Consider the following 22,638-nt stretch of genomic DNA (forward strand, 5'->3'; position numbering starts at 1 on the left):
AATATATGGGTACACCGATTGTTATTGCTAAAAATATTAATGACACATCAAAAGAAATTGTTTTGCTTTCCCAGTTTGCTAACCGTCATGGACTTATTGCAGGCGCCACAGGTACAGGTAAAACAGTTACGTTAAAAGTTCTGGCAGAGAATTTCTCTCGAATCGGTGTGCCGGTATTTCTTGCCGATGCTAAAGGCGATGTTTCAAGTCTCGCAAAAGCTGGTGAAGCTTCGGATAAATTTAATGAACGCTTAAAACTTTTACAAATTGATAGTGTTCCATTCACAGCGAACCCAGTTGTTTTTTGGGATTTATTTGGTCAGCAAGGTCATCCTATCCGAACTACTATTTCTGAAATTGGGCCAATTTTATTAGCACGCATACTAAACTTAAATGATACCCAAGAAGGTGTTTTATCTGCTGTATTCCGTATAGCAGATGATCAAGGTTTACTTTTAGTCGACTTTAAAGATTTAAAAGCCATGATCACTTTTGTAAGTGAGCATGCGGCTGAGTTTAAAGCCGAGTATGGCAATCTATCTCCAGCCAGCCTGGGTGCCATTCAGCGTAACTTACTCGCTCTTGCCGACCAAGGTGGAGAACAGTTCTTTGGGGAACCAGCTTTAAATATTTTAGATTTTATCCAAACCGATGCAAACGGACACGGTTATATCAATATTCTTGCTGCTGACAAGCTCATGAATACGCCTAAGCTATACGCCACTTTCCTCTTATGGATGCTTTCAGAGTTATTTGAACAGCTACCAGAAGTCGGTGATATGGATAAGCCTAAACTCGTGTTTTTCTTTGATGAAGCTCACTTGTTATTTGATAATGCCAGCCAAGCACTCCAAGACAAGATTGAACAAGTTGTACGTTTAATCCGCTCTAAAGGGGTGGGTATCTACTTTATTACTCAAAACCCACTCGACTTACCCGAAAGCGTTCTTGGTCAACTTGGTAATCGCGTTCAACATGCATTACGTGCATTCACCCCTAAAGATCAAAAAGGGGTAAAAACTGCAGCAGATACTTTCCGAGCTAATCCAAACTTTAAAGTTGATGAGGCGATTACCGAACTTGGTGTTGGTGAGGCACTCATTAGTTGCCTAGATGAGCAAGGTACTCCACAAATTGTAGAACGTTGTTGGGTTATGCCTCCCTACTCTTCGTTTACGCCTATCACTCCAGAAGAGCGTCAGACCCTAATCTCGCAAAGTATTATTGCTGGTGTGTATGAACAAGCTGTAGATCGTGATAGTGCCTATGAAATGCTACAGAATAAAGTTGCTGAACGTGAACAGCAGCAACAAAATGCTGAACTTGCTAAACAACAAGCAAAAGAACAAGAAACTTTAGCAAAACAGCAAGCTAAAGAGCAGGAACGTTTGGCACGTGAGCAACTAAAAGAGGAAGAAAGGGCAGCACGTGAACGAGCCAAACTCACCCAAGACATTGTTGGAACTTTTGCCAAAAGTGCTGCACGCAGTTTAGGAGGAAGTACAGGCCAAAAACTCGTCCGAGGCCTACTGGGTTCTTTATTTGGAAAATAAAAAAAATTTAATAAAACTGTGTTAATTCTAGGGGATTTTATATCCCCTAATTTTTTTATGGTTTTTCTCAAAAAGTTATTGCCATTAATTTTTTAAAGATGTATTTTAAATACATCTTATATAGCCAGATAAATAAGGTCTAGCCATGACTCCACAACAAATTGAACTTGTTAAATCTACCGTACCTGTTTTACGTGAACACGGCGTTACGCTGACTACATACTTTTATAAGCGTATGTTGAATAACAATCCCGAATTAAAAAATGTTTTTAATTTAGATGACCAAACCAGCTTACGTCAGCCTCGTGCTCTTGCAGCTGCTGTACTTGCTTATGCAGAAAATATTGAAAACCCCACTGTTCTAGCCAAAGCTGTTGAACGCATCACTACTAAACACGTGAGCTTAGATATTCAGCCTGATCAATATGCAATTGTTGGTGACAATCTACTTCATTCAATTAGTGAAGTACTCAATGTGCCATTTGAATCAGAGCTTATCGAGGCGTGGAAGCAAGCATACTTACAGTTGGCTGATATCTTGATTGGTGTTGAAAAACAAAAATATGAACAACTTGAAAGCTTAAAAGGTGGATGGGCTGGCTGGCGTTCATTTGAAATTACTCAAATTGATCCTCTGGAATCTGGCAAACGCTTCACTTTAAAAGCAACTGACCATGAAGACGTACTGACTAGCCCAGCAAATGCCTTTATTTCAGTTAAAGTACAAGTTCCCGAGCAACAACTTGAACAACCGAAAGCTTTTAAATTTACAGAAGCTCAAGAAGATAACTCGTATCACTTTGAAGTGCAGCCTGAAGAAAACCACACTGAGTTTTCGGTGGCTAATATTTTACTTGAACATTACAGAGTGGGGGATCAAGTGCAGGTTTCAGCTCCTTTAACGCTGTAATGTAAAAACCTCTTGCCTGAAAGTTTTCTTATTTAAACTTTCAGGCTAAGATGATCATCCTTTTTATTCTCTTCCATTTTTGGTGATCATGCAGCTTAATAAATTTACCGATTATGCATTACGAATATTAATGTATGTTGCACGCCCAAGTGATGCACCCTACACGATTGCAGAAATCGCGAAAGATTTGCATGTTTCACAAAACCATCTAGTTAAAGTTGTTCACTTTATGGGCAAACAGGAATGGATTATTACCATTCGTGGAAAAGGTGGTGGAATACGCTTAAACCCAGATGCACTTAACTCAAGTTTAGGTTCAATTGTTCGAATATTACAGGGTGACAATCAAATCGTTGAGTGCAATACACCCCCTTGTGTATTACGCAGTCACTGTGGTTTAAAAGGTATTTTAGATCAAGCTCTAGAGAGCTTTTATCAAAGCCTAGACCAATACACACTCGGAGAAGTTTTGCAACAATCAAAATCTGCTCCTGACAACTCCCCTATTGCATTTTTACAAATCTGACCTCTACTGATTTTGATAAGTTGATTTATTGAAAATTAGCAAGAATACCCAAGCTCCTTTATACTAGGCGCGAGCCCTCTCATTTAAAAAGTTATTTTTTATGCGTCGTAGTGAAAAATCGAAAGACACCAAAGCCAGACTCGCACCCAAGCAAAAGATCAGCTATGAAAAAGCCCCAGATCCGGCGATCACAGCCTATGCTGTGCAATCACTAAACTGGTTACGCCAAGCTGAGTTTCTAATGAGTGCACCTAAATTGGCACTTTGTGTTGAAGATAGTGGCTACGAAATTGCTTTTGCAGGACGCTCAAATGCTGGTAAGTCCAGTGCCATTAATGCCTTGACCAATAAAAAACAGCTCGCACGTGCCTCTAAAAAACCTGGCCGTACTCAGATGATTAACTTCTTTAGTCTAGGTAATCCTGATCAGCGTTTAGTCGACCTTCCCGGCTATGGCTACGCAGCTGTACCTGAAGACATGAAACGAGTATGGCAAAAAGAGTTAGAGAACTATTTAATCCATCGTAAAAGCTTACAAGGCTTAGTATTACTGATGGATATTCGCCATCCTTTACAGCACTTCGACATGATGATGTTAGAGTGGGCTTATTCACGCCATCTTTTTGTTCACATCCTTCTAACAAAAGCGGACAAACTTAATCGTGGTCCAGCAAACAAAGTACTCTTAGAAGTTAAGCAACAGCTGAAAAAAATGAAGCTTGATTTCTCGATTCAACTTTTCTCATCACTCAATAAATTAGGTTTAGAAGAACTAGCCAGTGTTATGGCTGGACGTCTACATTTTACGCTTGATCAAGAGCCGGAATTTGATGTCGATGCGATTCCTGAAGCCACAGATGAGGATGCTGAAAGCTAAATTGTCATAGCAGATACAATTTCTTCATTAAATTTATATTCAAATTGGCCCCTATTGCTAAACACAAATGTAGGGGCTTTTTTTATACTCGTTATAACTTCATCGAGTTAAAAATCAGGACTAAATGATGAAATTATTATCTTTTTTGAAGAACAAGGCTTTAGGTTCTTCTATTGACTATAAAATTCTTCCACGTAAAGTAAAATTTGACTGGAAAGATACCCCTGTTGACTGGATTCCAAATCAACCTTTCGCAAGTTATTTTATTAATGAAATTAATAATATTTTACCTGCCGGAGAATTCTGGTTTTGCCGTTTGTACAATAAAGTTTTACCGCAAATTAAAGATGAAAAACTTAAACAGGATGTACAAGCATTTATCCGCCAAGAAGCTATGCATGCCAATGCGCATACTTCTGCCAATAAAGAATATTTAAGTGTGCGTAATATTGATATCCAGCGAAATCTGGACATTATGAATTATCTATTTACTACCGCCTTAGCAGATAAACCTTTTGATAAAGAAGTCCCTCAATTTCTACAAGAGCAATGGGACCTTTTCCGTTTAGGCGTTATTGCAACCGTCGAACATATGACCTGTGTATTAGGGAAATATGCGCTCTATAACAAGCGTTGGGAAGAATTAGGCGCTGACCCTGAAATGGTCGATCTAGTTAAATGGCATGGTTCAGAAGAAATTGAACACCGTACCGTAGCTTTTGATTTATACCGCCATCTTGGTGGGGGCTATATTCCACGCTACTATTTAAGTCTTGCAGTGATTGTACTGGTACTTGGATTATGGGTAGATGGTGCTGCACATATTATGAAACAAGATCCTCGCTTTTCAGATGCCGCTAAATCTAGATTTTTCCCAGTGTGGGTTGCTGTAGAATGGCTTAAGATTAGTCGCAAAGATAACCAAGTGCTACCAAATCCATTTTGGCTGATTGCCCAACAAATTGATTACCTCATGCCTTGGTATGATCCAGTTAAAGAAGGCAGCACTGAAGATGCGGTAAGTTATTTATCTCAATCTCCAGCAGCAAAAAGAGCCGAGCTTCAAGCCGCTTAAAAATAAAAAAGCAGGATTTTAAATCCTGCTTTTTTATTTACGAGATTAGACACTTATATCTTTATCTTTTGTATAACGGTCAACCACCACACTAATCATCATATCGCCCTGTACATTGACCACCGTTCTTACCGTATCTAATAGGCGATCAATCGGAAGTAAAATTGCAATTGCTTCAGCCGGCAAACCTACAGACTGTAAAACCATAATCATGGTGACCATACCCGCACTCGGAATTCCAGGTGCACCGAGTGATGCAATCATTGCTGTTAAGCACACGATAATTTGTTGTGTCAGGTTTAAGTCTAACCCCACCAAATTTGCCACAAAGAGTGCAGCTGCCGCTTCATATAGTGCCGTACCATCCATATTAAGCTGCGTGCCTAAAGGAATTACGAATCCTGCTGTTTGAGGGCGAACACCTAAGTTTTCTTGTGCGCATTTCATACTAAGTGGCATCGTGGCAGAGCTAGAACTGGTTGCAAATGCAGTAATCAGGGCTGTACGTGTTCCTTTAAAAAAAGTCCAAGGACTCATGCGGCCAAAAATCCAAAGTAGTAGCGGCAAAACAACAGCACCATGAAAAATGGTAGTCCCCGTCACCACAACAGCAAACTCAGCCAAACGACTTAATACCGAAATATCTTCCGTTGCCATTAACTTTGCTAATAAAGCAAAAATACCTAAAGGTGCCAGCTTCATTACCCAACCGACTAGCATCATCATTATTTCAAAAAACTGATGACTTAATACGCGAACACTTTTGAAACGCTCACCGCCATGGACTAAAGCCACACCAACAAATAGGGCGAATACCACAACAGCTAAAACGTTACCATCGCTAAAGGCTTTAAATGGGTTGATTAATGTATTTTGAATAAAATTAGTGAAAAAACTTGCAGGGTTTAAACTATCAGGTGCCTGATAATTTTGCATAGATGTTTGGAAAATAGAGATATCTATACCGCGCCCTACTTCAAATAGATGAGCACAACTTATACCTAAAATTAAAGCCAATGTTGTTGTGGTCAAACAACATAAAAAGGTAATTTTCCAGACTGGACCTAACTGCCCTCCCGCCTGCAAATTCGACACCCCCACAACAATCGAACTAAAAATTAAGGGCACCAATAACATTTTAAGCAGCCCAATAAAGACACTACTTAATATGCCCAACCCATATAAACTATGTTTTACAAACGCAGTATCGGGATATAGCGTTAATATAAAACCAAAGGCTAAGCCTAAAATGGCAGCAATAAGAATTTGTGTGTTTAAGTTCATATCAGCATTATTTTTTTCAGTTGGCAATCCTTTCGCAAATATGACATGAGCCTGCTTCTCATACGAGCAATTTTTTGTCACATCGTTTCAATTAAAAATAAAAAAGCCATCTGATGAGATGGCTTTATAAATAAATTTATTGCGTTTCAATTTCCCTCAAACGAATTAAACCCTCTTGTACGGTACTGCATACCAGCTGACCATTTTGCCACATACGGCCAAAGTTTAAGCCGCGAGAAGCTGCGCTGACTGTTGCTTCCATATCATAAAGCATCCATTCGTCAGCACGCAGCGGGCGATGGAAATAAATTGCATGATCAATACTTGCACATTGTAAACTTGGAGAAATATAGCTGAGCCCATGTGGTCTTAACGCGGTTGTCATTAAGGTAAAGTCTGAATAAAAGGCAACAATCGCTTGATGCAAGGCAATTTCATCTAATTGTTTTGGAATACGGTCATGGGTACGAATATAGTGAGCATTATAAGGAGCTTCGGGTTGCGGCTGAAATGGGTTTACCGGATCAATTGGGCGAATTTCCACATGACGCTCACGCATAAAGCTAGCACGAACATTTTCAGGTACGAAGTTTAGAATACCTTCTTTGAGTTCACTTTCAGATTTAAGGGCTTCTGGTGCAGGGTATTCTGGTTCTTGATGTTGATAGTTCAAGCCTTCTTCGGGATTAGCAAAAGAAACCATCGCCGAAAATATAACTCGGCCATGTTGAATTGCACGAACCTGACGGCTTACGAAGCTCTTCCCATCACGTAAACGATCTACTTCATAGATAATTGGGGCATTAATATCGCCACCATATAAAAAATATGCATGTAAAGAATGCGCGGGGCGATCGGTTGTATAAGATGCCGCACGTAAAGCCTGACCCAAAACCTGTCCACCAAAGACACGTTTACCGACAAGATTACGGCTTATGCCACGGTAAATATTTTCTTCTAGCTTTTCTAAAGTGAGAAGATCGACAAGTTCTTGGGTTAACGCATTCATGAGAGATACCTTCATATTTCAGGTAAAAAATCGTATTAAAGTACAGATGTGTAGAATCTATTGTGCCATAAAAAACTATTTGAACATGGAACAATCAGTCAACTTCTGACGAACATTGCTCATATAACAGCTAAAAATACGATTTTTAACGATAAAATATGCCAAAAGCATTATAATTTATAAGAAAGTAGCATATTGTTTTTTTTAATAAATGCCGCAAAATAATTACCCTCTGCATTTGGTGCTGGGATTTGTCTTTAAGAAGTAGGAGTTCTTATGTCCAAGAGTGGGTTTGGTCAAATGTATCGTCGGCTTTCGAGTAAACTACTTGACCTCGTGGTAACACCACATGTTCTTGGGGAAGTTCCTACTGAACCAGTATCAGAAACAACAGAAACAGAAGCAAAAACTGAGCGCCAAAAAGTGGTTTGCTATGTCTTGCAAAACCACTCTCGAAGCAATGCTTTAGTGGTTGATGGAGAAACGCGCCGTTTAAATTTAAAACCTGCGTTAGACCCATTAGTTGTTGGCACTCATCAGGAAAAAGCATCAGTTTTATTTTTACAGCACAATGATGAAAATAATTTACTGAATCCGCCTCCTCATGCTTTTCCACCACGTTTATTAAAACTTATTGAAGTTTTACAAGAAAATCCTGAACTTGATATAGAGCTTGTTCCGGTTACCGTTTTATGGGGCCGTTCGCCAGATAAAGAAGATTCTTGGTTTAAGCTATTATTTTCAGACACATGGGCAACACCAAGTACAGTTAAGCAGCTGGTTAATATTGGTTTGCATGGCCGTCAGTCTTATTTAGAATTTCATGAGCCGCAATCGCTTCGTGAATTGGTTGAATATGCACAGCAGCATTATCCGAACCTTTCACCAGCAACCTATATTGTAAGTACATTAAATGATTATTTAGACCGTCAGCGTGAAGTGGTGTTAGGTCCCGATTTATCGGATCGCCGTAATGTCATGCAGTCAGTCGTAAAATCTCGTGATGTACAAGAAGCAATCCGCCGTGAAAGTATTCGCGGAAAAGTGAGCATGCTTGAAGCTGAACGCCGTGCGATTGGTTATGTGAATGAAATCGTATCGGATTATTCACACTCAGCAGTACGCTTTGCCGACCTTGCCTTAACACGCTTATGGACCCAGCTTTATGACGGCGTAGAAGTACATAACTTTAGTACCGTTCGTGAACTAGCGAAAGATTATGAAGTTGTCTATACACCGTGCCATCGCAGTCACATTGACTATTTATTATTGTCTTATGTCATCTATAAGCGTGGCTTGATGGTTCCGTATATTGCTGCGGGTGACAACTTAAACTTACCATTTGTTGGGCAGCTTTTACGTGGAGGCGGTGCATTCTTTATTCGCCGCTCTTTCCGTGGAAACGGTCTATATACCACTGTATTTAAAGAATACTTATATAGCATCTTGTCACGTAACACACCACTTGAATACTTTATTGAAGGTGGACGCTCACGTACAGGACGACTATTACCGCCTAAAACCGGTATGCTTGCCATGACAGTTCACAGCCATTTACGTGGCCGTGCTAAACCAATCGTTTTCTTACCAACTTATATTGGTTATGAACGACTCATGGAAGGCTCAACTTACGTAGGCGAAATGCAAGGTAAGCCAAAAGAGGCCGAATCTATTTTTGGTATTGTGAAAACCTTACGAAAAATTGAACGTATTTTTGGTAAAGTCCATGTGAACTTTGGCGAACCTGTCTTCCTTGATGATCTGCTTAAGCAACATAATGCAGAAAATGTCTACATCGAGAAAAATGACGATCCAATTCCTCAAGCCGTTTCAGATGCAGTAAATAGCTCTGCACATGCAATTTTAGAAAATATTAACCGAGCTGTGGTGATTAACCCTGTCTCTTTACTTTCTATTATTTTGCTTGCGACGCCAAAGCATACGCTTGATGAAGAAATTTGTATTAAGCAGCTTGAAGCTTACCGAAATCTAGCATCAAACTTCCCATATGATCAACGTATGGAAGTAACGCCACTTTCTGGTAAAGAAATTATTGCTTATGGTTTAAAGCTTAAACTGATTAAACGAGTTCAGCATGCACTCGGCGATATTATTGCAATTGAAGATAACCAAGCTGTTCTTCTGACTTACTTCCGCAATAACATCTTGCATGCTTTCGTTTTACCGTCTTTGGTTGCTTCACTTGTTGAACATAATGGTAAAATCAGCCGTTCAGATTTAGCCAATGTCATTTATACACTCTATCCATTCTTGAAAGCTGAATTATTCCTTAAATGGAAGAGTAGCGAACTTAAAACACAAGTTGAGCAATATGCAGATGCACTTGTTCAATCAAACCTTATTCAACAAGATGATGAAGGTAATTTGATTAGCTCAGCACCTAATACGGAAGAGCATAATCAGCTTGTCGTTTTAGCTACACCAGTTAAGCAAAGTCTTGAGCGTTACTACATGACACTTGCGCTCATCACTCAACGTGGTTCAGGTAATATTTCTGCTAAACAAGTTGAAGAATTAAGTCATTTATTAGGACAACGTTTGTCAGTTCTCTATGAATTTAATTCGCCAGAGTTCTTCGACAAAGCTTTATTCCAGAGCTTCTTAAAAGTACTTACACAGCAAAATTACATTCGCACCAATGACCAAGGCCAAATCGAGTTTGATGATAATTTCCGTCAAATGGCTGCTGGCGCACAGTTGGTACTGGATGAAGTAACCTTACAAATGTTGCAGCACATCACGACCTTTACCGACGAAGAATTAAAAGATGCTCTTGAAGCAATGGCATCTCAACAAGCTAAACGCCGTTTAAAACGTAAAAAAGCTTAAATTCTTTACTCAAAATAAAAGGCAACTTCGGTTGCCTTTTATTTTATTAGCGAATTGGACATTCAAAATAACGCGGATCATCCATACACCGCAGACGCTTCATAAGTTGAACAAAATAAGCATCGTAATAGCCTGAAAGGACGTACTGATTACGTATTTTGGCAACCATCACGTCATAACTTTGCTTCTCATAAAAAGAGACATCTACCCAATAATAAGCAGGTAAATGATTTTCCCATTGTGTCGCACGGTTAGTCAGCAATTGGCTATTTTGAACAAACCATCCTCGAATTTTTCGGCCAAAATTAGCAGGATAAGCGTGTGGTTTAATAATTAAATTGACCCCGAAATATGCCAAAGGAAAATTAATGACTTGAGTATCTGGTCCAAATTCTTTTTGTAGGTTATATGGCAACAATCCATACACTGGTACAGGAATAATATCGATTTTATTTTGCTTAAATTGCACAATTGCGTTAGATAAATCCACATAAACTGGCTGAGCGCCCACACTTCGTACCAACGCTTGTTGTGGTGGATTGTTAAGTAGCACCCCAATACGTTGATTTCTTAGTTGAGCAACTCTAGAGATTTTCTTGTCTTTTAGAACCATGTAAGCCGTTCCAATAGGAATCATCCCTACAGCTTCATAATTCTTAGAAACTAACCTTTTTTCAATTGTGGGATGATTTAAAAGCTGCAAGAAGCTCTTGGCCGTACGATTATTAGGAATAAGCCCGATACCCGCCGTACTTCCCATAAACTGGTTATAACGATAAGTGTTAAAATTGGATGCAGCTAGACCTGAACATTTACCATCATCAAAAGCTTGTATGGCCTGCTGTTCTTTTTGATAGGTCACTACTTTAAATTTGACTTGATATTGCTGGGCATATAGCCGAATGTCATTTAAACGACGAGTAATATCCCCTTGGGACCCAATCGGATCATAGGCACACCACACCTGATCCTCGGCCCAACTCGCAACAGCTGTTACGCTCAAAATAAGAGCTAAACAAATTTTTTTCACTTTCAACCTTTTTATCTTTATCGGCAATTTGACTGCCTCATCAGGTATTTCTGTTCTTATTTAAAGTTTAATCAAAATTTTATTTAGTGCTATGGACATTTAAACATAATAAATAGTCATTAAAGCAAATTGGATGTTCTAACTGAAAACCTATTGTAGTTAAATGTTTTGCATAAATTCGTTTACCTGAGATTTGGTTTGATTCTAACGTTAACTCTGGCAATCCTAATTGTTTTTGAAACCACCCTATAATTTCATGTAAAGGTAATGGTTGATTATTAGTCACAATATAGCTTGATTGAGGATTTTCATAATCAGCCATAAAAGCCAAAAATCTTGCTAAATCATCAATATGTATTCGATTGCTATAATGTATATTTGGATAGCTTCGATTATTTTCAGCCATTTTCTTTAAACGGGCAATTGAAGTTCCATAAATCCCAGTTGGGCGCACAATTACAGATTGAGTTGGATAATGTTTTTGCCAGAGTAGCTCCATATTACGCAATATATGGCCTTGTTCATCACTTGGATGAATTTCACTAAAATCATCAATAATTTCTCCTGCATTTTCACCATACACCCGCGTAGAAGAGACAATGATTATTTTTTTTACTGGATGTATTTTTAATGCTTCTCGAATCGGTTCAATACTATCAACATAAGTATGTTGATAGCCCTCAACCGTACTCTCGTCTGGAGAAAGTAGAATATATACAACCTCTACAGGTTCAATATTACTTAAATCGAGCGAAAAAATATCTTGAACAAGATGTGTTGCGTAACTATCCGTTTTTACACTACGGCTGATTGTGGTAATTTGATGTTCTTTCTCAAATAGTTGTTTAGCAACACGCTGAGATGTTTTACCATAACCGATAAATAATATATGCATAGAAAACTCGTTGAGGGGACATGACTTCAGTCCATCAGTTACAAGGCGTTGGATCGGCTTCAGCAGCCCTGCTCGAAAAACTAAATATTTTTACCACAGATGATTTACTGTTTCATCTGCCACGTGATTATGAAGACCGAAGTACGATTATTCCAATGAATCAACTTGTGGTTGGACGGAGCTATTTGCTCGAAGGTGAAGTCAAATCAATTGACTTCCCTCCGGGAAAACGAAAATCTATGGCAGCCTTGGTTCAGGATGAATTCGGTAAAGTCACCTTACGCTTTTATCATATATATAAAAACCTGACTGATAAAATAAAACCAGGTCATCGCTTACGTATTTTTGGTGAAGTCCGCGTAGGTGCTCGCGGCCTTGAGATGTATCATCCCGAAATTCAGCTCATTCATGAACATACACCTCTACCAAAAACTCAGCTTACAGCAATTTATCCGAGTACGGATGGGCTCACTCAACCTAAACTGCGCGAATACGTTAAACAAGCTTTAAAGCATCATAGCGATGCCCTACCCGAGCTACTTCCAAAGCAATATACCAATGGCTACGCGCTTAAAGAAGCTTTGTATTACATTCATGAACCTCCCGTTGATGCCAATATGCTCCAATTGGCTCAAGGTTCGCACCCTGCACAGCAACGGCTTATTTTTGAAGAACTGGTTGCACATCAAATTAGTTTACTTAATCGCCGTGCTTATATTCGCCAAATTGCGTCACCTGCTTTTTCAAGCAGTAAAATATTAGCTAAAAAACTATTAGAAGCTTTACCTTTTCAAATGACCAATGCACAAAAACGTGTATCTAAAGAAATTTTAAATGACTTAAAACAGCACCAACCCATGCTACGCCTAGTACAAGGTGACGTAGGTGCTGGAAAGACCTTAGTTGCTGCTGTAGCTGCTTGCCATGCTTTAGAAGCCGATTGGCAGGTTGCATTAATGGCTCCTACTGAAATTCTTGCAGAACAACACTATTTGAACTTTAAACGTTGGTTTGAACCATTAGGTGTAACCGTGGCATGGCTATCTGGCAAACAAAAAGGTAAAGCCCGTGCCCAAGCAGAACAACAGATTAAAGAAGGCCACGCGGAACTTATTGTCGGTACACATGCCTTATTTCAAGATAATGTTGGCTTCGCTAAATTAGGGCTAGTTATTATTGATGAACAACATCGCTTTGGTGTAGACCAACGTTTAGCTTTACGCAATAAAGGTGCTGAGCAGTTCACCCCTCATCAACTCGTAATGACAGCCACACCTATTCCAAGAACTCTAGCAATGAGTGCATATGGTGATTTAGACACATCAGTTATTGATGAGTTACCTCCGGGCCGTACTCCCATTCAAACGGTTACCATTCCGCTTGATCGTCGAGAGGAAGTACTCCAACGTATTGCTTCAAATTGCAGAGATGGGAAACAGGCATATTGGGTATGTACATTGGTTGAACAGTCTGAGACTTTAGATGCACAAGCAGCGGAAGCAACTTACCAAGAGATGAAAGAGCGTTTCCCTGAGCTCAACATTGGCTTGGTGCATGGCAAAATGAAAGCTGACGAAAAACAAGCCGTCATGCAAGCATTTAAAAATAATGAATTACAGCTTCTTATCGCAACGACAGTGATCGAAGTTGGAGTCGATGTTCCCAACTCCTCCATTATGGTGATTGAAAATGCTGAACGCTTAGGCCTATCTCAGCTACACCAATTACGTGGTCGTGTAGGTCGAGGGGCTCAAGCCAGCTTTTGCGTACTTTTATACAAAACACCTCTTTCACAAAATGGGCAAGAGAGACTTTCTATTTTAAGAGAAAGTAATGATGGCTTTGTGATTGCAGAAAAAGATCTTGAGTTACGCGGACCGGGTGAATTACTAGGGACTAAACAAACTGGGGATATGGGATTTAGAGTTGCTCGTTTAGAGCGAGATGACCACCTACTGAGTCAAGCTCACTATGTGGCACAACAAGTTTTAAAAGATTATCCAGAACAGGCAGATGCTCTATTAAAACGTTGGCTTCCTGAGGCGCCTCGCTACGCCTATGTTTAATTTTTTAAACTTCCAACCTCTTATTCAGTTATTTTCACCTTGCTCATTGTGCGAGTTAGGCATGCGAGAAAAATACTCGCTCTGTAAAGACTGTTGGGAACAGCTACCTTGGCTTAAACAAACGATTCAACGTAATAATCACTCTGTTCTTGTGGCCTGTGACTATGCTTATCCAGTTAACCGGATTATTCAGCAATTTAAATATGAACAAAAGTTACATTATCAGATCTTATTAGGTGAAATTTTAAAACAATTAAAATTTCCCAAGATACAAGCGATCGTACCTATGCCCATTTCCAATCAACGTTTAATCGAGCGTGGTTTCAATCAATCATTACTACTTGCCAATATCTTAAGCAGACACTTAAAAATACCTGTTTGGCAACCAATTCAACGTTTAAATGAGCACTCTCAAAAAGGACTTTCTCGGCTAGAACGCTTTGAAAATATCGAACAACAATTTTTACCCTATCATCATGAGAAACGACGTTATCGCCGCGTTCTCATTATTGATGACGTAATAACTACGGGAAGCTCTGTTCATGCGCTCAGTCAAGCCCTTAAACAATTAGGCTGCACATCCATTCATACGGCTTGTCTAGCAGCAACGCCGAAGAGTTAAGCTATTGCACTGTAGATAAATACTCTTCACACCAAGGAATGACGATTTCTCGGGTCAATGGGGCAAGTTGAGTTTCTGAATCATTTAAATCTATCCACTTCATTTCTGCAATTTCGGCTGCAATTTTAGGAGCCTGATCAAGCTGAACAAGATATAAGTGACTCACTAAAATATGATCCGGTTCATTGGCAGCTGCTGTTTCAAAATGACCAATGAATTGCTCAATCACACAAGAGCTACCCACTTCTTCTAAAATTTCTCGTTGCATGGTGATGTCTGGCGCCTCATTAGGTTCCAGCTTGCCACCCACTTGCATAAAAGCTTGTGTATTACGCTTTCTTACCAGCAATAACTGATTTTGCTCATTTAAGATCACTGCGGCAGCGACCGTAATTGTTTTCACCTATTTAACCTCGTTTATGGTTGAACATCTGCATTTGTCCATTTTGGAGCAGGAGCCTGATATTGCTCAAACTGTTGAAGAATATCTTCAATGTTGTCTGAGGCGATCAATTTATCAACGAACCGTGCTTGGCTGAATCCATTATCCACCGTCCCTTGAATCATTTTAAGTAAATCTTCATAAAAACCCGCTACATTTAAGAAAGCACATGGCTTTTGATGAATCCCTAATTGCGCCCACGTCCATTGTTCAAAGATTTCTTCCAAAGTACCTGCACCGCCCGGCAAAGCAATAAAGCCATCTGAAAGATCCGCCATCTTGGTTTTGCGCTCATGCATATTTTCGACCACATATAATCTGGTTAGGCCCGGATGAGCTAACTCACGATCAACTAAAGCACGAGGGATCACACCCATGACTTGTCCACCTGCTTGTAAGGCACTATCGGCAACCACACCCATTAGCCCTGAGCGACCACCACCATAAACTAAGGTTTTACCTTGTTTTGCAATCGCCTCGCCTGTAGCTTGGGCAATTTGTTGGAAAATTGGGTTTGAACCAAGAGATGAACCACAGAAAATACAAATTGATTTCATAGTGTAAAAAACCGTTTTATTGAACTGTCATGCTGACAAACTAAACTATCGATAGAGTTTTTTTTTGCAAAATAGCGTATTGGCAAGTGTTTTTCGGCAAATCCTTGTCTAAAATACACCCATCCATTTCCATCAGACTGCGTGAGGAAAAAAGACACATGCTTGAAGCCTTTTATGCCACAGAACGCGGAAGTCTGGAAGATGCCACCATCAATGGTGGATTTGATCTACATCCCGAATTAGTCTGGCTTGATCTTATTGCACCCTCACAAGAAGAGCAACAATGGGTATTAGATGCCTATGACCAAAATTTACCAACCCTCAAGTCGCTTGAAGACATTTCATCTTCTGCACGATTTTACCGTGATGATGACGGTATTTTGCATATCAGTACTTATTTTTTAACGAAAAATAAAAATTACCAAGTAGATGGTGATGCAGAAGACTCATCACACATTTTAGCAATGGTGCAAACGGTCGCTTTCATTTTACATAAAGATCGCTTGTTCACGATGCGCGGAGAAAAATTAGTTGCCTTTCGCGCCTTTCGTGCACGTGCTCGTCGAAATGACTATGACATGGACTATAAAGATCCTACATGGATTTTATTAGGCCTTCTTGAAGCAAAACTCGATGAGCTTGCGGATATCTTAGAAGATATCCACAAAGATTTAGAAAAATATTCTACAGAGGTTCTTAATAACCACCAACGTGAAAAAATTCTAGATCTCGATGACATGATTACACGCCTCGCTCAACAAGAAGACATGCTAGGAAAAGCACAGCTTTGTCTTATTGATTTACGACGTGTACTTACTTTCTTATCACGTCCACGTGCTTTAGGCAGTCATATTTATGACGCAGACATTCGAGAACTGAGTGAAGATGTGCGCTCACTGGTAGAGCATGATGCCTTCTTATTCCAAAAAGTACGATTCTTACTTGATACGACGTCCGGATTCATTAACACCGAACAGAATGACACGATTCGTCGATTCTCGATTTTACCAAGTATGTTAGCTCCACCTATGCTCATTGCCAGTATTTATGGAATGAACACAGACGTATTACCTTTTGCACATGGTACGACCAGTTTCTTTATTGTTTTGCTCATTATTATGGGCTTCTTTATTGGGCCGATCATTTATTTCCGCTGGAAAAAATGGATTTAAGCTTTGTAATAAAATGCTAATTTCGAGCATAAAAAAGCACCTATATTTAGGTGCTTTTTTATATCTTAAACATCAGATCAAATGCAGATCTTCCTGCAAATGGCAAGCTTGAATGATCTTCAGCATTTTCTCGGGTACATTTTTAAAATGCAAACCAGCATTTTTTGGGGTCTCTCGTAACCATTGAACTAAAACAGCCAATGCCAAGGTACTACCATGCTCAAGCTCAGTTAAATCTACCACTAGAGGGAAGCTTTGCTGCTTCTTTATGATAGCCAAACCTGCTTGATACTGTTGTTCCGCATTTTCAAAATCAATTTTTCCCGAAACAACCAATTGTTGGTTGAGATACTGAACCACTCGTCACCTACTTATTTCTTTTTGTTTTGATTAACCGCTGCATCTGCATCAGGTTGGAAAGTTGCAATTGCTTTGTTTAAATCACCGCCATTGCGTTTCACTGTTGCAGCAAACTGATTACGGAACTGTAATCCTAAATCAATACCAGAAACATTGATATTACGGATTTTCCATTGAGTACCTTTGTCAGCTAACTGGAAAGAAACAGGAATTTTTTCACCATTGTGATTAAAGTCCAATGTCACTACAGGGTTTTTACCCGCAGTTGCCTTGTAAGGGCGCATGGTATAGCTTTGATTTGTATATTTAGCAAATGCGCTACCGTAATTTTCAATTAATGTATTACGGAAGTTCGTTTCAAACTGAGCGCGCTGTGCAGCTGTACTATACTGATTTGTCGCATAAGTACCCATCACGATACGAGTGAACGCTTGTGAATCAACATACGGGTCTAAATTCTGACGTACGATCGTTTTCACTAGCGCAGGGTTGCTTTGTAATTTTGCATGATCTGCTTTTAAACGAGCGATCAAACCATCAGCAACACGTTTAATAAAATCTGGTGGTGCTTCTGAAGGTGCAGCAAAAGCTGTACCTGCAATCATGGTAGACAAAAGACTTGCTGTCAGGGTTTGTTTAAACAACGTATTCACCTGGAACCACTCCTTCAAATAATCTTTTACTCAACAAATGATGTTTGCGCACTATCACTATTAGCGCTTGCAGGAGCATCTGCTTCTGTTGAGGCTGAACCAGCAGCGACTTTACTTGCACCGCCACCAGTAATAAATTTACTAATTAAATCTTCTAAATCCATAGTTCCTTGGGTATTTGAAATCATATCGCCACGTTTAAGATAGTTTAAACCACCACCTGGAACGACTTTCAAATACTTCTCACCCAACAAACCATTCGTTGCTACCATTATATAAGCATCTTCATCAATACTTGTGATGGAGTTCATGTTACTGGTCAGTTGCTGTTCCATTGCTTTTTGTTGCTCTGGGGAAGCCTGCGTATAGTCAGAACTATAACGGAGTTCATCTAAAGCATTTTTTTGAACTTCTTTTAGCTGCTCAGCATTAAAACTTGTCAATTTTCCATCTAAACCAAAGGTTACCGTAGCCAAACGCGTAACCGGATCAAGGGTAATTGAATCAACACGACCAATTGTGACACCGCTCATCGTTACTTTAGCACGAGGCTTTAAACCGTTGACGTTATCAAACTGAGCCTTCATGGTATAACTATCATTTAAGTTAGTTCCAACAAGGCCACTAACTTTCATGGCTAAAAAGAACAAGGCAATACCGAAGATAATAACAAAAATACCTACGGCCAGCTCACTACTACGTGATTTCATTAAATCCCTCCGAACATGACCGCAGTCAACACGAAATCAAAACCTAAAACACATAATGAAGAATATACAACTGTTCTCGTCATTGCAGTTGCGATTCCTTCCGGAGTCGGATCACATGCATATCCTTGATATACCGCAATCCATGTACATAACAAAGCAAACACAATACTTTTGATAATGCCATTTACGACATCATGCCCAAATTGCACATTGTTTTGCATTCCGCTCCAGAATGAGCCTTCATCGACGCCAAGAAAATCAACACCTACCATTTTACCGCCCACAATACCAATCGCAGCAAAAATGACAGTGAGCATCGGTAAGCTGACCACTCCCGCCCAAAGACGTGGTGATACGATTTGTTTTAATGGGTCAACACCAATCATTTCCATGCTGGCAAGTTGTTCACTTTGCTTCATTGAACCAATTTCTGCTGTTAATGCAGAACCCGCTCGACCAGCAAATAACAAAGCAGCAACTACAGGTGCCAATTCACGCAGTAATGTTAAAGACACCATTGTGCCTAGCATTGATTCACTGCCGACGTTTACTAAAATTGAATATCCTTGTAAACCGAGTACCAAACCAATAAATAGGCCCGACACTGTAATAATTAACAAAGACATTACCCCTACCCGATGCATTTGGTAAATAAATCGTCCAAAGCCACCAGATGAAGGAAAAGAAAAAACAATTTGTAAGAGCATTAGTGCCGCAACACCAATCCCTCGAATCCGCTCAATAACGAGTCTACCTAACCAGGCAATCGTATTCATGGACGAACCTCGTTATTTAAATAGGCTTGATGACTAAATTGGTATTCAACCGGTCCTTCTGCCGAACCTGTTAAGAATTGGCGTACAAATGGAGAAGCATATGCTTGTAATTCTTCTGGCGTTCCTTCCCCTTGAATTTTTCCTTCTGCTACAACGTAAATGTAGTCAGCAATAGAAAGGGTTTCAAGAACGTCATGCGAAACAATAATTGTGGTTAAATCTAAAGCTTCTCGCAATGAACGAATTAAACGTGTCAACACACCTTTTACAATCGGGTCTTGCCCTGCAAACGGTTCATCGTACATGATTAAATCAGGGTCAAGTGCGATTGCACGTGCTAAAGCGACACGACGGTTCATACCACCCGAGAGTTCTGTAGGCATTAATTGTTCAGAACCACGCAACCCTACTGATTCAAGTTTTAAAGCAACTAGCTCAGCAATTAGATTTTCAGGAAGCTTAGTGTGCGCTCGGATCGGGAACGCTACATTTTCATAGACGGACATATCCGTAAATAAAGCACCGCTCTGAAATAACATACCCATACGTGCACGGGCAGAAAAAAGTTCTTGACGAGACATTTTGGCAATATCTTTACCGTCGAGCAAAACTTCACCCTGATCAGGAACTAACTGTCCACCAATCAGACGTAATAATGTTGTTTTACCTGTACCAGAAGGTCCCATAATGGCCGTAATCTGGCCTCGACGTATATTTAAACTAATATTGTCATAAATGACGCGTTCCCCTCGATTAAAACTCAAATTTTTCACTTCAATAAGTGGTTGAGCCGAGAGAGGAGTTTTATTATTCATAATGGCAATCGTTCCTGCACTTTTATGCACGCATACTATAACACTGAAAATTGGCAAACTTGTTGTTATTTTGACAAAAGCAAAGCTAACTTAATTGATCGAATTAGAAGAAGTATGTTCGGAAAAAGAGGTTAATTCAGAAATTTGAAATTGTTCAATAGAACTTCCAGTTATAAAAGCATAGGCAAAATAAACCCCATTACACAAAACAAGTGCAATAAAAAGATAAGGCAAACCGTGCTGAACTAATAAGTTCTTCAACTGCGCCATTATTGTTTCTTTTCGTTTAATTTTACTCATTATTTAATAAAAAATTGAACCAATTCACACTTTGTTATTTTATAACAAAACTGAAAAATAAGAAAGGCCAGTATAAATACTGGCCTTTCTTTAAGATAATTAAGATAACTATTGATTAACGGTCGAATTTACGACGCGGTTTATCATCAAAACTACGACGTGGACGATCTTCACCACCGAAGCTACGTTTTGGACGATCTTCGCCACCAAACGCTGGACGCTCACCACGTGGTTTATCATCAAAGCTACGACGCGGTTTATCGTTAAAACCACCTTCGCGACGTGGACGATCTGAGTTGAACTCACGACGTGGACGATCTTCACCACCAAATGATGGACGCTCGCCACGAGGCTTATCATCAAAGCTACGACGTGGACGATCTTCACCACCGAAACTACGTTTTGGACGATCACCAAAACCATTTTCACGACGTGGTTTGTAATCTACGCGGTTACCACGGTTGTCATCATTTGAGTCAAAACGCGGTTTATCATTGAAACCACCTTCACGACGCGGACGATCTGAGTTGAACTCACGACGTGGACGATCTTCAAAACCACCTTCACGACGCGGGCGATCTGAATTGAACTCACGACGTGGACGATCTTCACCACCGAATGGGCGTTCACCGCGTGGTTTGTCATCGAAGCTACGACGTGGACGGTCATCACGACCACCTTCACGACGTTTGAAGTTGCTTTCGCCTTCAAAACGACGACCACCGCCAAAACCGCCACCACGACGACCATCACGACCACCGTTGCCGCCACGACCACGACCACCGCCATCACGACCTGAACGAGCAGGAGGTGGAGATGGCTCTAAGCCTTCAATTTCAGAAACACTTAAACGTGCATCTAAATAGTCTTCAAGCGCACGGATTTTACCGCGTTCACGATAAGTCGCTAAAGTAATTGCTTGACCTGTACGACCAGCACGACCTGTACGACCAATACGGTGTACATAATCTTCGTGTTTCATTGGTAAACCGAAGTTAATTACGTGAGAAATTGTCGGTACGTCAAGACCACGTGCAGCAACGTCTGTTGCTACCAAGATTTTTGCACGACCTTCACGAATACTACGTAAACGACGGTTACGAACTGTTTGTGGCATTGCACCGTGAAGTGCAACTACAGAGTGACCTGCTTCTGCAAGTTCTTCAGCCAACATATCTGTATCTTCTTGAGTGCTCGCGAATACAACCGCTTGATCAAGAGTTTCATCAGCCAACCAGTGAGTCAGAAGTTTCTTCTTGTGTTCGAAACCATCTGTCCAGTGTAAAGTTTGGGTGATGTCAGTGTTTGTACTGTGACCTGTTTCAATTGCAATACGCTCAGGTTCATTCATCATGCGCTCAGCAAGACGAATAATACGGTCAGCGAAAGTTGCAGAGAACATTAATGTTTGACGACGGTTACCAGCTAAATCGCTGATCGCTTCTAAATCTTCAGAGAAGCCGAGGTCTAACATACGGTCAGCTTCGTCAACGATTAAAGCTTCAACTTTATCTAACTTTAATTGACGACGGTTAACTAAGTCTAATAAACGGCCAGGAGTGGCAACAATAACTTGCGCACCTTTAAGCTGTTGGATTTGCTTACCAAAAGGCATACCACCCATGATTGCAGCAATACGAACACCTTTCATGTGACGTACGAAAGCAATCGCATCTTGGCTAACTTGTTGAGCCAATTCACGTGTTGGGCATAAAACTAAAATGTTAGGTTGGGTCACAGCTTTCATGCGTTCTTTGAACGGAACAAAAGTTTCTTGACCAGCTAAATTATGTAATGTCGGTAATAAAAATGCCGCAGTTTTACCAGAACCAGTCTGGCTAGATACTAGAAGGTCTTTTCCTTCTAAAGCTGCAGGAATAGATTGTTCTTGCACAGGAGTCGGGGTAGTAAAACCTAAACCTTCAAGCGCTTGTTGTAAGGTTTCATGCAAAGAAAATTCGGCAAAAGTTTTGCTCATAGAGAGTTTCACCCTAGTGGGTGCTCCATTTTTAATAAATACAAAATAGACATCGGCACAAAGCGGCAAAGCAAAGTTAGCTGAAACGTTTTTTCAGCAGCAATCCGAGTAACGACGATGTGGACTAAACGCACGCTTGATTACGGCCGAACCTGAAGAATCGCTGAGCGATCGGGGC

22 protein-coding genes and 1 pseudogene are annotated in these 22,638 nt (G+C 40.1%); 10 read left to right on the top strand and 13 right to left on the bottom strand.

The window, feature by feature from the left end:
• The first annotated feature begins 5 nt into the window (after positions 1 to 5).
• From AWW73_RS16250 to AWW73_RS16270, 6 genes and pseudogenes are all read left to right on the top strand, one after another.
• On the top strand, positions 6 to 1,553 hold the full coding sequence (locus AWW73_RS16250) for a helicase HerA-like domain-containing protein (protein ID WP_062850168.1): 1,548 nt from the start codon (positions 6 to 8) through the stop codon (positions 1,551 to 1,553).
• Between the two features lie 18 nt (positions 1,554 to 1,571).
• Positions 1,572 to 1,696, top strand: a pseudogene (locus AWW73_RS18990) (hypothetical protein).
• A 2-nt stretch (positions 1,697 to 1,698) separates the two neighbouring features.
• Positions 1,699 to 2,463, top strand: coding sequence for a globin domain-containing protein (locus AWW73_RS16255; RefSeq protein ID WP_014207751.1), 765 nt, complete (start codon positions 1,699 to 1,701; stop codon positions 2,461 to 2,463).
• 88 nt (positions 2,464 to 2,551) lie between these two features.
• Complete coding sequence (locus AWW73_RS16260; protein WP_062850169.1) at positions 2,552 to 2,989, top strand: RrF2 family transcriptional regulator; 438 nt, start codon at positions 2,552 to 2,554, stop codon at positions 2,987 to 2,989.
• A 100-nt stretch (positions 2,990 to 3,089) separates the two neighbouring features.
• Complete coding sequence (gene yihA, locus AWW73_RS16265) at positions 3,090 to 3,866, top strand: ribosome biogenesis GTP-binding protein YihA/YsxC (protein WP_031949428.1); 777 nt, start codon at positions 3,090 to 3,092, stop codon at positions 3,864 to 3,866.
• A gap of 124 nt (positions 3,867 to 3,990) precedes the next feature.
• On the top strand, positions 3,991 to 4,941 hold the full coding sequence (locus tag AWW73_RS16270) for a metal-dependent hydrolase (RefSeq protein WP_081409671.1): 951 nt from the start codon (positions 3,991 to 3,993) through the stop codon (positions 4,939 to 4,941).
• 45 nt (positions 4,942 to 4,986) lie between these two features.
• On the opposite strand, the gene AWW73_RS16275 is transcribed toward AWW73_RS16270, so the two are convergent.
• Both AWW73_RS16275 and AWW73_RS16280 read right to left on the bottom strand, forming a co-directional pair.
• The gene (locus AWW73_RS16275; protein WP_031949430.1) at positions 4,987 to 6,252 is read right to left on the bottom strand and encodes a dicarboxylate/amino acid:cation symporter; all 1,266 of its coding nucleotides are present in this window, start codon (positions 6,250 to 6,252) and stop codon (positions 4,987 to 4,989) included.
• 109 nt (positions 6,253 to 6,361) lie between these two features.
• A complete protein-coding gene (locus AWW73_RS16280) occupies positions 6,362 to 7,234 on the bottom strand; it encodes an acyl-CoA thioesterase (RefSeq protein ID WP_031949431.1) in 873 nt (290 codons plus the stop codon).
• Positions 7,235 to 7,510: 276 nt separating this feature from the next.
• Here AWW73_RS16280 and plsB point away from each other — a divergent pair, with 276 nt between their 5' ends.
• A complete protein-coding gene (gene plsB, locus AWW73_RS16285) occupies positions 7,511 to 10,084 on the top strand; it encodes a glycerol-3-phosphate 1-O-acyltransferase PlsB (RefSeq protein WP_062850171.1) in 2,574 nt (857 codons plus the stop codon).
• A 46-nt stretch (positions 10,085 to 10,130) separates the two neighbouring features.
• Here the strand turns inward: plsB and AWW73_RS16290 are convergent, their stop codons facing one another.
• Complete coding sequence (locus AWW73_RS16290; RefSeq protein WP_057105667.1) at positions 10,131 to 11,114, bottom strand: putative solute-binding protein; 984 nt, start codon at positions 11,112 to 11,114, stop codon at positions 10,131 to 10,133.
• A 79-nt stretch (positions 11,115 to 11,193) separates the two neighbouring features.
• Positions 11,194 to 12,009 (bottom strand): Rossmann-fold NAD(P)-binding domain-containing protein, encoded by an 816-nt coding sequence (locus AWW73_RS16295; RefSeq protein WP_062850173.1) that lies wholly within the window; start codon positions 12,007 to 12,009, stop codon positions 11,194 to 11,196.
• A 20-nt stretch (positions 12,010 to 12,029) separates the two neighbouring features.
• On the opposite strand from AWW73_RS16295, the gene recG reads away from it, so the two are divergent.
• Positions 12,030 to 14,075, top strand: coding sequence for an ATP-dependent DNA helicase RecG (gene recG, locus AWW73_RS16300; RefSeq protein ID WP_062850174.1), 2,046 nt, complete (start codon positions 12,030 to 12,032; stop codon positions 14,073 to 14,075).
• Positions 14,068 to 14,697 (top strand): ComF family protein, encoded by a 630-nt coding sequence (locus AWW73_RS16305; RefSeq protein ID WP_062850175.1) that lies wholly within the window; start codon positions 14,068 to 14,070, stop codon positions 14,695 to 14,697. Before recG ends, AWW73_RS16305 begins: the two co-directional genes overlap by 8 nt.
• 1 nt (position 14,698) lies before the next feature.
• Here the strand turns inward: AWW73_RS16305 and AWW73_RS16310 are convergent, their stop codons facing one another.
• Both AWW73_RS16310 and AWW73_RS16315 read right to left on the bottom strand, forming a co-directional pair.
• Positions 14,699 to 15,100 carry an NUDIX hydrolase gene (locus AWW73_RS16310; RefSeq protein WP_016143576.1) on the bottom strand — a complete coding sequence of 134 codons (402 nt, stop codon included), beginning with the start codon at positions 15,098 to 15,100 and terminating at the stop codon, positions 14,699 to 14,701.
• 14 nt (positions 15,101 to 15,114) lie between these two features.
• Positions 15,115 to 15,696, bottom strand: coding sequence for an LOG family protein (locus AWW73_RS16315; protein WP_016143577.1), 582 nt, complete (start codon positions 15,694 to 15,696; stop codon positions 15,115 to 15,117).
• Positions 15,697 to 15,854: 158 nt separating this feature from the next.
• Between AWW73_RS16315 and AWW73_RS16320 the strand changes: the two genes are divergently transcribed.
• Positions 15,855 to 16,868, top strand: coding sequence for a magnesium and cobalt transport protein CorA (locus AWW73_RS16320; RefSeq protein ID WP_031949440.1), 1,014 nt, complete (start codon positions 15,855 to 15,857; stop codon positions 16,866 to 16,868).
• Positions 16,869 to 16,940: 72 nt separating this feature from the next.
• Here AWW73_RS16320 and AWW73_RS16325 read toward each other — a convergent pair whose 3' ends face one another.
• The 7 genes from AWW73_RS16325 to AWW73_RS16355 form a co-directional block, all read right to left on the bottom strand.
• A complete protein-coding gene (locus AWW73_RS16325) occupies positions 16,941 to 17,228 on the bottom strand; it encodes an STAS domain-containing protein (RefSeq protein ID WP_031949442.1) in 288 nt (95 codons plus the stop codon).
• Between the two features lie 11 nt (positions 17,229 to 17,239).
• The gene (locus tag AWW73_RS16330; RefSeq protein ID WP_031949443.1) at positions 17,240 to 17,881 is read right to left on the bottom strand and encodes an MlaC/ttg2D family ABC transporter substrate-binding protein; all 642 of its coding nucleotides are present in this window, start codon (positions 17,879 to 17,881) and stop codon (positions 17,240 to 17,242) included.
• Between the two features lie 26 nt (positions 17,882 to 17,907).
• On the bottom strand, positions 17,908 to 18,591 hold the full coding sequence (gene mlaD, locus AWW73_RS16335; protein ID WP_016143580.1) for an outer membrane lipid asymmetry maintenance protein MlaD: 684 nt from the start codon (positions 18,589 to 18,591) through the stop codon (positions 17,908 to 17,910).
• Positions 18,591 to 19,367, bottom strand: a complete 777-nt coding sequence (gene mlaE / locus AWW73_RS16340; protein WP_002117010.1) for a lipid asymmetry maintenance ABC transporter permease subunit MlaE — start codon at positions 19,365 to 19,367, stop codon at positions 18,591 to 18,593. The genes mlaD and mlaE overlap by 1 nt, the downstream gene beginning before the upstream one ends.
• On the bottom strand, positions 19,364 to 20,182 hold the full coding sequence (locus AWW73_RS16345) for an ABC transporter ATP-binding protein (RefSeq protein ID WP_016143581.1): 819 nt from the start codon (positions 20,180 to 20,182) through the stop codon (positions 19,364 to 19,366). Before AWW73_RS16345 ends, mlaE begins: the two co-directional genes overlap by 4 nt.
• 90 nt (positions 20,183 to 20,272) lie before the next feature.
• Entirely contained in the window at positions 20,273 to 20,482 is a 210-nt protein-coding gene (locus AWW73_RS16350; RefSeq protein WP_025470494.1) for a hypothetical protein, read from the bottom strand.
• 115 nt (positions 20,483 to 20,597) lie between these two features.
• Positions 20,598 to 22,460 carry a DEAD/DEAH box helicase gene (locus AWW73_RS16355; RefSeq protein WP_016143582.1) on the bottom strand — a complete coding sequence of 621 codons (1,863 nt, stop codon included), beginning with the start codon at positions 22,458 to 22,460 and terminating at the stop codon, positions 20,598 to 20,600.
• Positions 22,461 to 22,638 lie beyond the last annotated feature (178 nt).

It is taken from the genome of Acinetobacter lactucae, from assembly GCF_001605885.1.
Classification (GTDB): domain Bacteria; phylum Pseudomonadota; class Gammaproteobacteria; order Pseudomonadales; family Moraxellaceae; genus Acinetobacter; species Acinetobacter lactucae.